Source organism: Pseudoalteromonas sp. BSi20480 (assembly GCF_000241365.1).
Taxonomy (GTDB): domain Bacteria; phylum Pseudomonadota; class Gammaproteobacteria; order Enterobacterales; family Alteromonadaceae; genus Pseudoalteromonas; species Pseudoalteromonas marina.
Genome location: NZ_BADX01000019.1, coordinates 22,641 through 36,944, shown reverse-complemented (window position 1 = coordinate 36,944; position 14,304 = coordinate 22,641). Strand labels below are relative to the sequence as shown.

Genomic DNA, 14,304 nt, shown 5'->3' with positions numbered 1-14,304 from the left:
ATCGTGCTTTTTTTGTTTCATTTGGTTACTAAGCGAGCGCTTTAACTTCCTCCCATAAGCGAACAACTAGTGCCTTGTCTTCTTCGTTAAGTTCTCCGTTACGGTACGCTTTTACAAGACTTTGCTCTACTGTTTCGTTTAACTGATCAATACTGATAGTAAGTTGCTCAACTTCAGCATAGCCTACAGCAAGATCAAAATGACCGCGTAAGTAGCCGCCTGCAAATAATTCGTCATCCGTTGCTTTGATAACTAAATCATCATAATACTGTTGAGCCGCGTCAATATAGTTTACTAAGGTCACTTGTTTATCTCCTGATTTTGTATAGCACCCGTTTCATCTTGGTATTGGTGCCCTACTGCATACATAATATGGTCGTTAAATCCGGTGGTTACTTTTATGTAACCTGTTAATTCGTCGTCTAGTTCGTTGTCGCCTGTATCGCAAATTAACGGGCGGTTATTCAAAGCCTGTAGCTTAGTTTTTGTTGCAACAACAATAATATTCTCTTTGCCAATAGCGCGGATAAGCGCAGGGCTTAGCTGCTGATTTCCGCGACCAAAAATATGACCCTGCCCACCAATTAAAGTGATCACAAGTTTGGTATTTTTCTTATGGGTAAGTTCAAGTAAGTCGGCGGCTGTTAGGTCTTGGCCTACAAGTGTTTGATCTTTTATTAAATCAACACCCAACAAAGTATTTTCAAGGCCCATTTCTTCCATTATAGCTTCGACTGTTGAACCACTTCCCATAATGTAAAGTGTGTCTTCGTCCATTTCGCTCACAACGTAAGCAGCTATATCTGAAAGTACTAATTCGTCTGTTTCTTTACCGCCATTTTTTACAGCTTGCACATAACGTACTTCACTGGGTATTTGCATTTCGCCAAAGCGTTTAGCTTTTACTGTACCCTTCCTAAATGCGTCTTCGTCAATATCCATCACATCGGCATCAGCTAACGTCACTAATTCGCCTTTTACGAGCATTTCAACAACTCGCCCTGCAGCTTTTGGTGTAATGGCATATACGCCAGAGTGGATTTTACATCCGGCAGGAATGCCAAGCACTGGGACAGTATCTTCAATGGCATGGCAAATATTACGTGCGGTGCCATCGCCACCTGCAAATAGAACTAAATCTACATCGGCATTTTTTAACACCTGTGCGGCACTCTCGGTATCATCTGGCGTTGTTACTGCGTCTGTGTTGTATACAACTTCAACATTAAAACCTAAAGCTTTTGCTGTTTGTTCGCCCATTTCGCCATTAACGGTATAAATAACAAGCTGCTCTTTATACGGTAACAGTATTTCTAGTGCGGCTTTAGTACGGCTATTTGCTTTAGGTTGTGCACCTAGCTCAATCGCTTTTGCTGCGGTTTGCGCCCCATCGCTTCCCTTGAGGGCGACACTTCCGCCTAATCCTGCTACAGGGTTTATAATTAAACCTAATTTAAACTGCATCACAAAACTCCTGAGGGTGTTGCCAATCAAACTGATTTGCAGTCATTGGCCATGGTGTGTGATAAAAACGAGTAAGCGCGATTAATAATGATTGAGTTCGTGCATTAAAACCACTTTCAATCAACGTAAGTACGCGCTGGTGCACCCGCTTTTGAAAATCAAAACGACACGTTTGCTCACCATTTAAATTATCTACCGATACATTAAAGGAAAAACCCGCTGCGGTGCTTAATAGCCATTCAATGGCTTGTGGCTTGACTTCTACACTTTCGAACTCAGCCTGCTGGTGTTTATCGCGGCCATCGGGGCAATACCAATAGCCGTAATCTTCTTGTTGTCGACGATCAATGCCCGCAACCAGCCAATGGGCTATTTCATGTAAGGCACTGGCATAAAAACCATGTGCAAACACAATTTGATGATAAGGAATGTCTTGTGTTGCGGGAAGGTACACGGGCTCACAATCACCTTTGATCAGCCTTGTATTATGGCTTTGGTAAAATGTGTTTTCGAAAATAGAAATAAGATCAGCGATTTGATGCATATAATACGACTAATTCGTCTCGGTTAAAGCGCCTTTTGGCGCACTAAAAACGAGACGAATTGTACGGGCTTTTATAGCTAAAGTAAAAGTCGCTTATTGACCTATATTTTTACATCAACCCCGGCTTCATCTGCATCAACAATATCGGTTTCTTGCAGTGCTTGAGTTATCCAGCTTTGTAATACAGGGCATGCTAATACATGTTGGCAATAACTATTAGCGGCTTTAGACAGGGTTACCTGATAAGTTTTCAATCGCAGTACAATGGGGGCATACATAGCATCAACAATACTAAAATCGCCAAACATCCACTGGTTTGGGTAAATTTCTTGCTGTTTAGCAAATATGTCGTCGATGCGGGCGATGTCTTTTTTAGCATCATCTGAAAGTGTAATTTTTCGCTTTGCCCTTATATTCATTGGCATTTCACTTCGAAGAGCCATAAAGCCTGAGTGCATTTCAGCGCTTAAAGCTCGTGCAGTTGCACGCTGCGTTACGTATTTAGGCCAGGCAACTTGCGAAAGGTACGCATCGTTAATGTATTCACAAATAGCAAGTGAGTCCCAAACGTGTAAATCACCATCAATTAATGCGGGTACCTTTTGAACTGTAAAATGTTTTTTTAACTCGCTGTAAAAGTCTGGGGTATCGAGTACAAGCTGAATTTCATCAAACTCCAATTCAAATTTACTCATTAAATACCATGCGCGCAAAGACCAGCTTGAGTAGTTTTTATTGCCAATAAATAGTTCCATTACCTATTCCTTGTTAAAAATGAACTCTCCAACTGTACATTATTTAACCGCAAAATAAATACTAAAAATTACCCGTTACTGTTTTTATTTAGTTGCTTTGTAATATGCTTTTTAAGTATGTGTGTATTTCGGGTATTAGCTTTAAAAAACGCATCAAATATATCGCCAAAAATAGGAATAGATCCGACAAAAAAATCTATCAGCATATTAATAATTATCCGCAGTTTAACATGCCAGCTAATACCTAACTTTTGAGCCTCAAATAATACGTAACTAGATAAAATAAGCCCTATCACATCCCCTACAACGGGCACAAAACCAATCACCGCCTCAATACCAAACCTAAAGTTTGTGAAAGGAAAACGAATACTACTGTCGGTTAATTGGCTAAAACGCGCAAGGCGCGCAAGGGTTGCTTTTTGTTTAGCATATTTACTGTGTGTTTGAATTGAATTCTGCATAATTTACCTCTGTGGAAAATTATATAACGGTAAAGTTGAACTGCGCCTTAAACTACATTAACTATTTTACATAAACAAAAAGCGCGAAAAACGCGCTTTTATAGTGACTAAATTTAAACCATTATACAGAGCCGTTAATAGGCCCGTGTTCGTGGTTTACATGCGGGTTTTGCCCGCGCTGGCGCAGTAAATGGTCCATTAATGTAATAGCCATCATAGCCTCAGCAATAGGTATTGCTCGAATGCCCACACACGGATCGTGACGACCTTTGGTGATCATCTCAACCGCTTCGTTGCTTGTATTAATGCTCTTACCAGGGATAGTAATACTTGACGTCGGTTTTAACGCAATAGACGCTACTATGTCTTGCCCTGTAGAGATACCTGCAAGCACACCACCAGCATGGTTAGATGTAAAACCCTCAGGTGTTAGTTCATCACGATGCTCTGAGCCTTTTTGTTCAACAACGTCAAAGCCATCACCAATTTCGACACCTTTAACGGCATTAATACTCATTAGTGAATGCGCAATTTCAGCATCTAACCTATCAAATACAGGCTCGCCTAATCCTACCGGTACGTTGCTAGCCACCACTTTTACTTTAGCGCCAACTGAGTCACCTTGTTTTTTTAGGTCACGCATGTATTCATCGAGCGCTTCTAGCTTGCTTACATCAGGAAAAAAGAACAAGTTGTTTTCAACTTCATCCCAATCGTAACTTTCTGCTTTAATAGGACCTAGTTGGCTTAAACATGCTTTTACTTCAATACCATGAAATTGCTTTAGATATTTTTTAGCAATAGCGCCAGCTGCTACGCGTATTGCGGTTTCACGTGCAGACGAACGGCCACCTCCGCGATAATCACGAAGGCCATATTTGTGCCAATAGCTGTAATCACCATGGCCTGGGCGAAACACGTCTTTAATTTTGCCGTAATCTTGTGAACGTTGATCGGTATTTTCGATTAATAAACCAATACTTGTACCCGTTGTTTTACCTTCAAAAACGCCTGCTAATATTTTTATTTGATCGCTCTCGCGGCGCTGCGTGGTATATCGGCTTTGGCCTGGTTTGCGGCGATCTAAATCTATTTGTAAGTCGGCCTCTGTTAATTCAAGACCTGCGGGAGTACCGTCAACAACGCCGCCTAAAGCAACGCCATGACTCTCTCCAAAAGTGGACACTTTAAATAACTGTCCAATGCTATTACCTGCCATTAACTTTCCTCATTCCTAATGACGACCATTAGCTGGGCTAATATGCCCAGCCATGTATTCAATTACGTTTAAGTTAGCTCATATTAACCTAAAGCAAATCGTGTTATTTTGAAAAATACTCATCTAGCTGTTTTTTGCTAATAACAAATACGCCTAAACCACCTTGCTCAAACTCAATCCATTCAAATGGCGCATTTGGATATAAAGCATCCATATGTACCATAGAGTTCCCCACTTCTACAAATAACAAACCGTTATCGGTTAGATGATTGCTGGCTTCGCTTAAAATAGTACGCGTTACATCAAGACCATCGTGCCCTGATGCAAGGCCTAGCTCTGGCTCATGGTGAAATTCGCGCGGTAAGTCTGCCATGTCTTCAGCATCCACATACGGTGGATTAGCCACAATTAAGTCGTACTTTTGGCCTTCTACGCCACTAAATACATCTGATTGGATAGGCAGTACTCGATCACTTAACATGTAGTCATTAATGTTGATATCAGTTACTTCAAGCGCTTCATACGAAATATCAACAGCATCTACTTGCGCTTGCTCAAATGCTTGTGCAAGTGCGATGGCTATACAACCTGACCCTGTACATAAATCTAAAATACGATTTACCGAGTTTGGCTCAACAAGCCAAGGCGTAAAACGATTGCTAATAAGTTCTGCAAATGGTGAACGAGGAATTAGTACACGTTCATCTACGTAAAACGGCATACCTGCAAACCATGCAATGTTAGTTAAATAAGGAACTGGAGTGCAGTCGTTTATACGCTCAGCAATAAGACTCGCTAGTCGGTTTTTTTCTGTACTTGTTAAACGCGCATGCATTAATTCTTTTGGTGCATCAACGGGTAAGCTAAGCGCTGGTAAAAGCAAGCTCACAGCTTCATCCCACGCGTTATCTGTTCCGTGTCCAAAAAATATACTACTACTTGCAAATTGGCTTGTAGTCCAACGTAACCAGTCATGTAAAGTTGACAGTTCTGCAACAGCTTCTTCGAGTGTTGCTTCTTCAATTTGTAAATCGCTCATATATTTTTACCTGTATTAGCTTACTGACTGTTTTGAGTCTTTAAGACGATTGCATTGCCTATATTGGCTTAGCAAATTACAATTGCCTCTCATTTAAGTATTGTACCGCCTTTTGCGCTGCGTTTTTACGTTTTTTGTTTAGGTAATTGTTATGAAAAAAGACTCTCCATCACCATCGTCCCTAAGCAATGACGACATAGACTTATTTCGCCAAACGATCACAGGCGCTAAAGTATTTAAACAAGATACTCATCGTTTTGATACAAAGCCTAAGGTGTCACAAGCAAAGCAATTTGCCCAGCAAAAAAAGCAGGCTCAATCTGAATTTTATTTTTCAGATGAATATATTCCCGATATAGACACCCACGGTACTGTCCATTATGTAAAAGAAGGGCACGACACTTATTTACCTAAGCAATTGCGACGAGGCGACTTTGCACCTGATTTAACGCTTGATTTGCATGGCTTAAACAAAGAAATTGCTAAAGATGAATTAGCAGGACTCATTCACGAATGTAAAAAACAGCATTATTATTGTGCGTGTGTTGTGCACGGAATTGGTGGTGGCATACTTAAACATAAAATTCCTCAGTACCTAGTTCAGCACCCAGACGTAATTGCAATGCATCAAGCGCCACTTGAATACGGTGGTAAAGGCGCGGTACTTATTTTGATAAACTTACCACAAAGCGATGAATTTAGACGCTAACCCAACATATTACTAGGAAGTAATTACGTGCATATTGTTTCTATTATTTTTCCACTTATATTCATTGTCGCATTGGGTTATGGCTGTTGCCGGCTTTCGTTTTTTAACAAACTGCACATTACAGGGCTGAGTAAATTTACTTTTTACATAAGTTTGCCGGCTTTTTTATTATTGAATATGTCGCAAATAGACTTAAAGCAAAGCATTAGTCTTTCTGCATTTTTAAGTTTTTATATCCCGGTGTTGTGTATTTTTGGATTAGGTATTTTAGTCGACCGATTTTATTTGAATAAAAATAATAGTAAAAATTACCAAAAACACGGCGTATTTGGCCTTGCGGCTAGTTACTCAAACATGGTGTTGGTAGGTATTCCTATCATTATTGCATCGCTGGGCAAAGAGAAAATAGCCATTGCTTTTATGATCATCACCTTCCACAGCACTTTATTATTTGCACTGACCTATTTAATTGGGGCAAAGGGCAATAGCAGTTCGTTCTCGTGGTCACAGTTTGGCAAAAGCATGGTGCTTAACCCTATTGTTTTAAGTATTGGTTGCGGCTTAATCATTAACGTTTCGGGCATTGTATTATTTAAAAACTTAACGGACAGTTTGGCATTATTAGCAACCCCTGCAATAGCCTGTGCGCTATTTGTATTGGGCGCAAACCTAGCGTTTTATAAAATAGCAGCAAACTGGCAACCTGCTTTAATTGCCTCGATTTTAAAAATTATTATATTGCCGGCAGGCGTACTATTTATTGGGTCATATATATTTAAGCTCGACCCGCAAATACTAACCGTACTAGTTTTATTAAGTGCCTCACCTGTTGGCGTAAACGCCTATTTAATAGCGAGTCAAATTAAACAACATGAAGCAACGCTTGCAGGAGCGGTGGTGCTATCTACTATTTTAAGTGTAGTGAGTTTAACGTTTTGGTTAGCGGTTTTACTTTAATTTATAAGCCACCAGCTACATCAATAAAAGTGCCTGTAGTAAATGAAGCAGAATGTGAGGCTAAAAAGTATATTGCAGCAGCCACTTCTTCAGGTTGCCCACCCCTACGCAGAGGAAGGTTACTTTTAAGCCGTTCTACCCTGCCCCTCTTCACCACCATCTGTGTGCATATCAGTGTAAATAAGGCCAGGCCTAACACAATTAACGCGCACGCCTTTACAAGCAACCTCTTTAGCGAGACCCATGGTTAATGTATCAATAGCGCCCTTTGTCGCTGCATAATCAATGTATTCATTAGGTGAACCTGTTTTAGCCGCTACCGATGACACATTAATAATACTGCTACCGGGTAACATACGCTTTATGGCTTCTCGGCTACATATAAATGTACTGGTAATGTTTGTAGTGAGTAATTCGTTAATTCGCTTTGCGTCCATGTTTAGCAGGGGCATTTGAGGCTTAAGCACACCGGCATTATTTACAAGCACGTCGAGCCGACCAAATACTTTATCTATACGTGAAAATAAATCGTTAACATCGATCTCTTGAGATACATCGGCCCTAACTGGTTCGGCTCGTACACCATAACTTCATACTCTATCGGCAACGTATTCTGCTTAAGTTAAATGGGTCTTATAGTTAATACATACATCATATCCGTGGCGCGCAAAATAAACAGCGGTGGCTGCCCCTATACCTCGGCTAGAGCCGGTTATGAGTACCACCCGCGCTTTGTTCATACAAAATTAGTCCTTTAGCGCTGCCACTACCGAAATTTCGACCAATAGCGCATCGCGCGCCATTTTGGCTTCTACACAAGCGCGTGCCGGTGCATAACCTTCTGGTACCCATGCATCCCACACAGCATTCATATCGGCAAAATACTCCATACTTTTTACATAAATTGTTGCGCTTAACATATGCTTTTTTGAGCTACCTGCCTCATCTAGCAATGCTTCTACTTTATCGAGCATGGTTTGCGTTTGCTCTTTAATTCCCTTTCAGCATCAGCGCATACCTGTCCACACAAATACACAGTGCCGTTGTGCTTTACAATGCGGCTCATTCGCGCACCGGTTTGAAGACGTTCAATGGTCATATTAGTCTCTTAATTTATAAATCGGCAGGAGCGTTTATATTTATATATTCGCTACGATTCGTATTTTCATTGTAATGAATGACAGCCACAGCGCCTGTATTAAATATAGGCATGTTTCCTGGGCAAAGTTGATCAACCAAATAGCTCACTATTGGCATATGCGCTACAATTAACCAGCTATTACACTCGGGGTGCATTTGGATGAGTGTTTCAAGGTAATCAGCTGCAACATGCGGTTTGCCTTCCGGGGTAATATCGGCACACGTTTCGCTATATTTAAACGTGATGCTTTCAGCGACCCCGTTTGCTGTTTGTTGAGCTCGTATGTAAGGGCTAACTAACAATGCATCCGGTTTTTGCGTATTGGCAAGCCACTGCCCCATTTTTTTTGCTTCTAAATGACCCACTTGGGTTAAATTTCTTGCCGCATCATCGGCCTGCATAGGTGCAGCTTCGCCGTGGCGCATTATTAAGATTGTTTTCATAAAAAATCAACCGATTAAAGAATATAAACAGTAGCCAGTTTGCTCACTTGTCAGCTATATTAACAACATAAACTTATTTTTTCTAAAATAGTTCTTTCACGACATTCAGGTAAATCTTTTAGCACACCCTTGCTGCCCTGAAGTTATCCTCTGTTGTTATCAAGTAAACGTTTAGTTTCAGGAGCACCATTTGAATATCAGCCGCAATGATAATAGAGCATACCGCGCCCTTACACTGGACAATGGTCTAAAAGTATTGCTTGTGCAAGATAAAGATTCAACAAAGGCTGCAGCATCAATGGCTGTAAATGCGGGCCACTTTGACGATCCTGCTGATAGGCAAGGTCTTGCTCACTTTTTAGAGCACATGCTTTTTTTTAGGCACAGACCAATTTCCAGACTCTGGAAGCTTTAATAATTTTGTTTCGCAATCAGGCGGAAACACAAATGCATGGACAGGTACAGAACACAGCTGCTACTTTTTTGATATAAACAATCAAGAGTTTGAACACGCATTATTACAATTTAGCCGCTTTTTTATTGCCCCACTGTTAAGTGCTAATGAAACAGAAAAAGAACGTAATGCTATAGATGCAGAATTTAAATTAAAAATTAAGGACGATGCCCGTCGCATTTATCAGGCCCATAAAGAAACGGTTAACCCTGCACATCCTTTCGCTAAGTTTTCTGTTGGTAACCTGCAAACACTCGCAGACAGAGAACGCTGCATTAGCGACGAACTTTGTGACTTTTTTAATGAGCATTACCAAGCACAATGGATGACATTAGTTGTATGTGCAAACGAAAAGCTAGACACTCTTCAAACCTGGGTAAAAGCTCACTTTAGCCAAATTTTAGGAAATAAAGCATCTGTAAAACCTGAGATCAGCGAGCCACTTTATCGAAAACAAGACCTAGGGAAAATTTTACATATAGAGCCACACAAACACATGCAAAAACTAATCGTTAGTTTTGCAATGCCTAATATTGATGACTTTTACCGACATAAAACCGTCAGTTTTATTGCACATTTACTCGGTTATGAAGGACAAGGCTCACTGTATTCTATTTTAAAAGAGCAAGGTTGGATAAATGCCCTTTCGGCGGGAGGGGGTATTAACGGCAGTAACTTTAAAGATTTTAATGTCAGCATGGCGCTTACCGATGAGGGTATAGAATATTTTGAAGATATTATCGAAATGCTTTTTGAGTACATATGTTTAATTAATGCCAACACAGAAAAGCTGCCCCGCTTATATCAAGACAAAAAAAATCTTTTACAAATTGCGTTTGATAACCAAGAAAAATCACGACTTATTGATTGGGTAAGTAGTTTGAGCATCAATATGCAGCATTATGACGAATGCAACTATGTACAAGGTGACTACCTAATGGAAGGCTTTAATAAAGCAACGCACGAAATGGCGATGCAATGGTTAAAACCTAACAATATGCGTATTGTACTCATTCACCCTGACGTAGAACCCGAGCATAAAACTGCGTGGTACAACACACCCTATAAAGTAGAAAAAGTATCACCTAGTTGGCTTGATGCCCTTAGTGATATCAATAAACCACTTAAAGATATGTACCTACCCACTGCAAACCCATATCTCACTAAAGAGGTTGAGCTTTTCGAAATAGAAAAGCCCCAAGAGCAACCCACACTTTTAGTAAAAGAACCGGGGTTTGATTTTTGGTTTAAACAAGACAGCACATTTAGAGTAGCGAAAGGTCATTTTTATTTAGCTATGGACTCTGACTTTGCGGTAAAAGACGTAAAGCACATGGCGCTAACACGCTTATTTACCGATTTATTTATGGATAGTGTTGGCGAACAGTTTTACCCAGCAGAACTGGCTGGTTTAAGTTATCATTTAACCTCCCACCAAGGGGGACTTACACTACATACTGCAGGGTTATCATCGAGCCAATTAGAACTCGTCGATGAACTCTTAGATGCGTTATTTAATGTAGATATATGTGCAAAGCGCTTTGCCGAGTATAAAAAACAACTTGTTAGGCATTGGCGTAACAGCAACCAAAACAAACCTGTTAGTGAGTTGTTTAGTATTTTAGGTGCAAAACTAATGCCTTGGAATCCACAGCCTAACGATTTAGCAGACGCTTTAAAAGCAACAAGCTTCCAGCAATTTAATGAATTTAGACAAGACTTTTTTAAGGCGTTACATGTGGAATCTTTTTTACATGGCAACTGGCAAGAAAATCATGCTTTAGAATTTCAAAAAAAGGTGGCTGCACATTTGCAGAATGCCACAACTATCGACGATTTAAGACGCCCTTTATTTGAAATAAAAAAAGCAACACGTTATGAAATTGAGTTACCGTGTAACGATCATGCCATGGTTGTGTATTACCAGGCACAAACCAATGACGTGAACGAAAAAGTTAAAATGATGGCGTTAAATCATTTAATGAACCAAGACTACTTTAACGAGTTGCGCACAACACAACAATTAGGCTATTTGGTTGGTGCGGGTTACGCGCCTTTTAACACCCGGGCAGGCATTGCTTTTTATATACAGTCCCCTAAATTTGACTCAAAAACCTTGCTGCATCGCCATACTCACTTTGTGAATCAATATTTAAGTAATATCAATGAGCTAGACGAGCATAGCTGGCAGCAACAAAAACATGGTCTAAAAACGCATATTGCAGAAAAAGATAAAAACTTACGTTTGCGCTCACAACGATTATGGCTTGCTATAGGTAATAGAGATCATAATTTTGATATGCAAAAACGATTGCTTTGTGCACTGAACATGCTGACTCTACAAGAAATTAAAGATTATGCTCTGGTACTTTTTGATGAAGATAGGCCAAGATACGAGCTTTTAAGTAAGGCTAAAGTTAATAAATCTCAAAAAACAGCGGTTTACTCGCATTCTCTTTGACTCTTGAATGTGCTTGTTTTAAATTGTCATTAGTAAATTAGTAGTAATAAAAAATGATAATAAAAACAATAAAACTAAACCTATTCGCTGTATTACTTGCTTACTCGTTTGATACTTACGCCTTTGAGTCTTCATTTAAATACAATTCAAACACTCTGCTGTTATTGTCGAGCGCTATTATTGCGCTCGCTTTGCCATACCTATTATTTGTTATATACAAGCTTAGGCGCTCTCGTCGCCAACTTCGCCTCTCTGAAAAACGTTTAAAAAGTACCGTTGAAGGCAGTGGTGACACCTTGTGGGATTGGAATATAAAAACAGGCGAAGTTATTCGTATTAACGATAAATACATGATGAACTCCCCCACTATTATGGGTTTCCCACCAAATAAAGGACTTATACACCCACAAGATATTCCTCATGTTGAGCATCTACTAAAAAAACATTTTGCAGAGCAAAGCGTTTTTTTTGAAGCCACATACCGGGTCAAAGATACATTTGGCAAGTGGCATTGGGTGCTTGACCGCGGCAAGGTTATCGAAAAAGATGCAAATCTAGCCCCGCTCAGAATGACAGGCACTGTTCGCGATATTTCACAGTTAAAATCAACCGAAGAACGATTAAATCTGTTTGCTAAATGTGTTGAGTCGTTTACTGATGCGCTGGCAATTTACGATAAGAACTTTAAATTAGTCGATATAAATCCCAGTTTTTTAACGTTATTTGGTGGTATGCGCGAACAATACCTAAATAAAGATTTTAATTTGCCTGGATACGATACAAGTTACGTTGAAAACATTATCGATGTAGTGCGCCAAACTGAGCATATTCAGCAAGAAATTAAACTGCGCAATAATGAGCGTGTATTGCTGCCAATAGAAATATCAATTGATGAAATTAAAAACGAGCAAAACCAAATTACTAACTACGTGGTTGTTTATTCCGATTTAACAGAGCGAAAAAAAGCAGAGTCGCAGCTGCATAATTTATCAAATCGAGATCGCACCACAAGCCTGCCTAACCGTAATTTATTTTTTACTAACTTACATAAACTGGTTCAGCAAGACGCTCACCATGCATTACTTGTTTTTGATTTAGATAACTTTAAAAAAATAAACGACTCATTAGGTCATCAACTAGGTGATAGTTTACTGGCAAAGCTTGCTATGCGATTAAATAAACTCACCCGCGAAAACGATGTATTTTATCGTTTAGGAGGCGATGAATTTGCGCTTGTAATGTCAAATACGAACGACCTTCATGTAATCACTCGCACTGCAAAACAGTTTTTAGCGGCTATTTCCACCCCATTTAAAATGGCAGGGCACGAGCTGGCTATTACCTCAAGTGTCGGTATTGTGTTGTTTCCTGAAGATGGAAACACACCCGAGGTACTACTTAAAAATGCAGATACCGCAATGTATCATGCTAAAAAGAAAGGTAACAGCTACCTGTTTTTTAACGACACCATGAACCGCCAAGCAGTTAAACGCTTACAAATTGAAAACCTAATGCGCTTTGGTTTGAAAGAAGATCACTTTGAAGTCTACTATCAACCAAAAATGAATATACGCACGGGCAAGTTGACAGGCATGGAAGCGTTAGTCCGTTTTATTACTCCTAAAAAAGGAATAATAAGTCCGGGCGTATTTATCCCTATTGCTGAAGAAACAGGTCAAATAATAGATATTGGTGAAGTTGTTTTAAACAAAGCCTGTCGCGATGTAAAAAAATGGCTGGACGATGGGCTGTTTAATGGGCGCGTTGCTGTTAACTTGTCTGCTAAACAATTTAGCCTCCCCGACTTAACGTCGCGTATTGATATTATTTTGCAAAAAAATGCTTTGCCATCGTACTTTTTAGAATTAGAGATCACTGAAGGCACTGTAATGGATGATCCTAACGAAGCCATTAATATTATGCGCTCTTTAAGCGCCCGAGGTATTCATTTAGCCATGGACGACTTTGGTACTGGGTATTCTTCTTTGGCTTATTTAAAACAGTTTCCGCTAAATACATTAAAAGTAGACAAAGCGTTTATTGATGATATGAAAAACGAGCGCGGCCGAAATATGGTCGATTCAATCGTCACGATTGCTCACAACCTTGACTTACATGTCGTTGCCGAAGGCGTAGAACAAGCACATCAAATAGACATTTTAAAAACGCTTAATTGCGAAACGGTACAAGGTTATTATTACTCAAAACCGTTATCTAAAGACGAATTTACTGAGTTTTTAAAACAACAACAAAGTAAAGCAACGCCAAGCTTAATTAGCTCTAAAAAAAGTAATGTGGCGTCTATAAGCTAAGCGCGCCACATGCAGGTATTAACACCGACATATCTCACCCAAGCTCGCCTGTAATGCACGTTAAATAAAAACCAAGCCAATGGGCCAAGCAGCGCACTGAGTAAAAGCCAGCGCTTTACAGGCATGCCTTTTTGTATTGTGTCTAAGTACATAAGCGGGATAAACAAACTGCTAAGTAAAACAAACCACAAAACCACATACCTTATCTAAATAAATTGGCGCGCAGTTTAGCGTTTCTTCGATTAAATTTAAAGCAATACACCTTTAACAAAAAGGCAGCGTATTTAGGTCTGTTGATCTTTGGGATTAAATTTTGTTCAAATCAGCGGCTATTTAATCGCGGCG

At 39.8% G+C, this 14,304-nt stretch carries 12 protein-coding genes and 3 pseudogenes; 4 read left to right on the top strand and 11 right to left on the bottom strand.

Going from position 1 to position 14,304, the window contains the following annotated elements:
• Positions 1 to 28: 28 nt before the first annotated feature.
• The 7 genes from P20480_RS15555 to prmB all read right to left on the bottom strand — a co-directional run bounded on the left by P20480_RS15555 (position 29) and on the right by prmB (position 5,482).
• Positions 29 to 304 carry a YfcL family protein gene (locus P20480_RS15555; protein WP_008126956.1) on the bottom strand — a complete coding sequence of 92 codons (276 nt, stop codon included), beginning with the start codon at positions 302 to 304 and terminating at the stop codon, positions 29 to 31.
• Positions 301 to 1,464: an ATP-NAD kinase family protein gene (locus P20480_RS15560; protein ID WP_008126954.1), complete on the bottom strand. Its 1,164-nt coding sequence runs from the start codon at positions 1,462 to 1,464 to the stop codon at positions 301 to 303. The genes P20480_RS15555 and P20480_RS15560 overlap by 4 nt, the downstream gene beginning before the upstream one ends.
• Positions 1,454 to 2,008 (bottom strand): elongation factor P hydroxylase, encoded by a 555-nt coding sequence (locus P20480_RS15565; protein WP_033024952.1) that lies wholly within the window; start codon positions 2,006 to 2,008, stop codon positions 1,454 to 1,456. Before P20480_RS15565 ends, P20480_RS15560 begins: the two co-directional genes overlap by 11 nt.
• Before the next feature lie 101 nt (positions 2,009 to 2,109).
• Positions 2,110 to 2,763: a glutathione S-transferase family protein gene (locus tag P20480_RS15570; RefSeq protein ID WP_008126950.1), complete on the bottom strand. Its 654-nt coding sequence runs from the start codon at positions 2,761 to 2,763 to the stop codon at positions 2,110 to 2,112.
• Between the two features lie 68 nt (positions 2,764 to 2,831).
• Entirely contained in the window at positions 2,832 to 3,224 is a 393-nt protein-coding gene (locus P20480_RS15575) for a DUF4112 domain-containing protein (RefSeq protein ID WP_008126949.1), read from the bottom strand.
• 121 nt (positions 3,225 to 3,345) lie between these two features.
• Positions 3,346 to 4,443: a chorismate synthase gene (gene aroC, locus P20480_RS15580; protein ID WP_006793355.1), complete on the bottom strand. Its 1,098-nt coding sequence runs from the start codon at positions 4,441 to 4,443 to the stop codon at positions 3,346 to 3,348.
• A gap of 103 nt (positions 4,444 to 4,546) precedes the next feature.
• Positions 4,547 to 5,482 carry a 50S ribosomal protein L3 N(5)-glutamine methyltransferase gene (gene prmB / locus P20480_RS15585; protein ID WP_006793354.1) on the bottom strand — a complete coding sequence of 312 codons (936 nt, stop codon included), beginning with the start codon at positions 5,480 to 5,482 and terminating at the stop codon, positions 4,547 to 4,549.
• Positions 5,483 to 5,633: 151 nt separating this feature from the next.
• Here prmB and smrB point away from each other — a divergent pair, with 151 nt between their 5' ends.
• Both smrB and P20480_RS15595 read left to right on the top strand, forming a co-directional pair.
• Positions 5,634 to 6,191 carry an endonuclease SmrB gene (smrB, locus tag P20480_RS15590; protein ID WP_006793353.1) on the top strand — a complete coding sequence of 186 codons (558 nt, stop codon included), beginning with the start codon at positions 5,634 to 5,636 and terminating at the stop codon, positions 6,189 to 6,191.
• Positions 6,192 to 6,218: 27 nt separating this feature from the next.
• Complete coding sequence (locus P20480_RS15595) at positions 6,219 to 7,148, top strand: AEC family transporter (RefSeq protein ID WP_008126948.1); 930 nt, start codon at positions 6,219 to 6,221, stop codon at positions 7,146 to 7,148.
• A 1-nt stretch (position 7,149) separates the two neighbouring features.
• Here the strand turns inward: P20480_RS15595 and P20480_RS17570 are convergent.
• The 3 genes and pseudogenes from P20480_RS17570 to sixA all read right to left on the bottom strand — a co-directional run bounded on the left by P20480_RS17570 (position 7,150) and on the right by sixA (position 8,732).
• Positions 7,150 to 7,888: pseudogene (locus tag P20480_RS17570) on the bottom strand (SDR family oxidoreductase).
• A gap of 6 nt (positions 7,889 to 7,894) precedes the next feature.
• Positions 7,895 to 8,247: pseudogene (locus P20480_RS17565) on the bottom strand (RidA family protein).
• A 14-nt stretch (positions 8,248 to 8,261) separates the two neighbouring features.
• Positions 8,262 to 8,732: a phosphohistidine phosphatase SixA gene (sixA, locus tag P20480_RS15600; RefSeq protein WP_008126942.1), complete on the bottom strand. Its 471-nt coding sequence runs from the start codon at positions 8,730 to 8,732 to the stop codon at positions 8,262 to 8,264.
• 190 nt (positions 8,733 to 8,922) lie between these two features.
• Between sixA and P20480_RS17560 the strand changes: the two are divergent.
• Both P20480_RS17560 and P20480_RS15605 read left to right on the top strand, forming a co-directional pair.
• Positions 8,923 to 11,647 (top strand): annotated as a pseudogene (locus P20480_RS17560) (insulinase family protein).
• Between the two features lie 53 nt (positions 11,648 to 11,700).
• Positions 11,701 to 13,959: a putative bifunctional diguanylate cyclase/phosphodiesterase gene (locus P20480_RS15605; protein WP_008126938.1), complete on the top strand. Its 2,259-nt coding sequence runs from the start codon at positions 11,701 to 11,703 to the stop codon at positions 13,957 to 13,959.
• Here the strand turns inward: P20480_RS15605 and P20480_RS19730 are convergent.
• Positions 13,956 to 14,150, bottom strand: a complete 195-nt coding sequence (locus P20480_RS19730; RefSeq protein ID WP_008126937.1) for a hypothetical protein — start codon at positions 14,148 to 14,150, stop codon at positions 13,956 to 13,958. The genes P20480_RS15605 and P20480_RS19730 overlap by 4 nt on opposite strands.
• Positions 14,151 to 14,304: the final 154 nt, after the last annotated feature.

Bases quoted from the DNA above. Each gene is read 5' to 3' on its own strand.
- P20480_RS15560 (WP_008126954.1), bottom strand. From the start codon at position 1,464: ATGCAGTTTAAATTAGGTTTAATTATAAACCCTGTAGCAGGATTAGGC.
- P20480_RS15565 (WP_033024952.1), bottom strand. From the start codon at position 2,008: ATGCATCAAATCGCTGATCTTATTTCTATTTTCGAAAACACATTTTAC.
- P20480_RS15570 (WP_008126950.1), bottom strand. From the start codon at position 2,763: ATGGAACTATTTATTGGCAATAAAAACTACTCAAGCTGGTCTTTGCGC.
- P20480_RS15575 (WP_008126949.1), bottom strand. From the start codon at position 3,224: ATGCAGAATTCAATTCAAACACACAGTAAATATGCTAAACAAAAAGCA.
- aroC (WP_006793355.1), bottom strand. From the start codon at position 4,443: ATGGCAGGTAATAGCATTGGACAGTTATTTAAAGTGTCCACTTTTGGA.
- prmB (WP_006793354.1), bottom strand. From the start codon at position 5,482: ATGAGCGATTTACAAATTGAAGAAGCAACACTCGAAGAAGCTGTTGCA.
- smrB (WP_006793353.1), top strand. From the start codon at position 5,634: ATGAAAAAAGACTCTCCATCACCATCGTCCCTAAGCAATGACGACATA.
- sixA (WP_008126942.1), bottom strand. From the start codon at position 8,732: ATGAAAACAATCTTAATAATGCGCCACGGCGAAGCTGCACCTATGCAG.
- P20480_RS15605 (WP_008126938.1), top strand. From the start codon at position 11,701: ATGATAATAAAAACAATAAAACTAAACCTATTCGCTGTATTACTTGCT.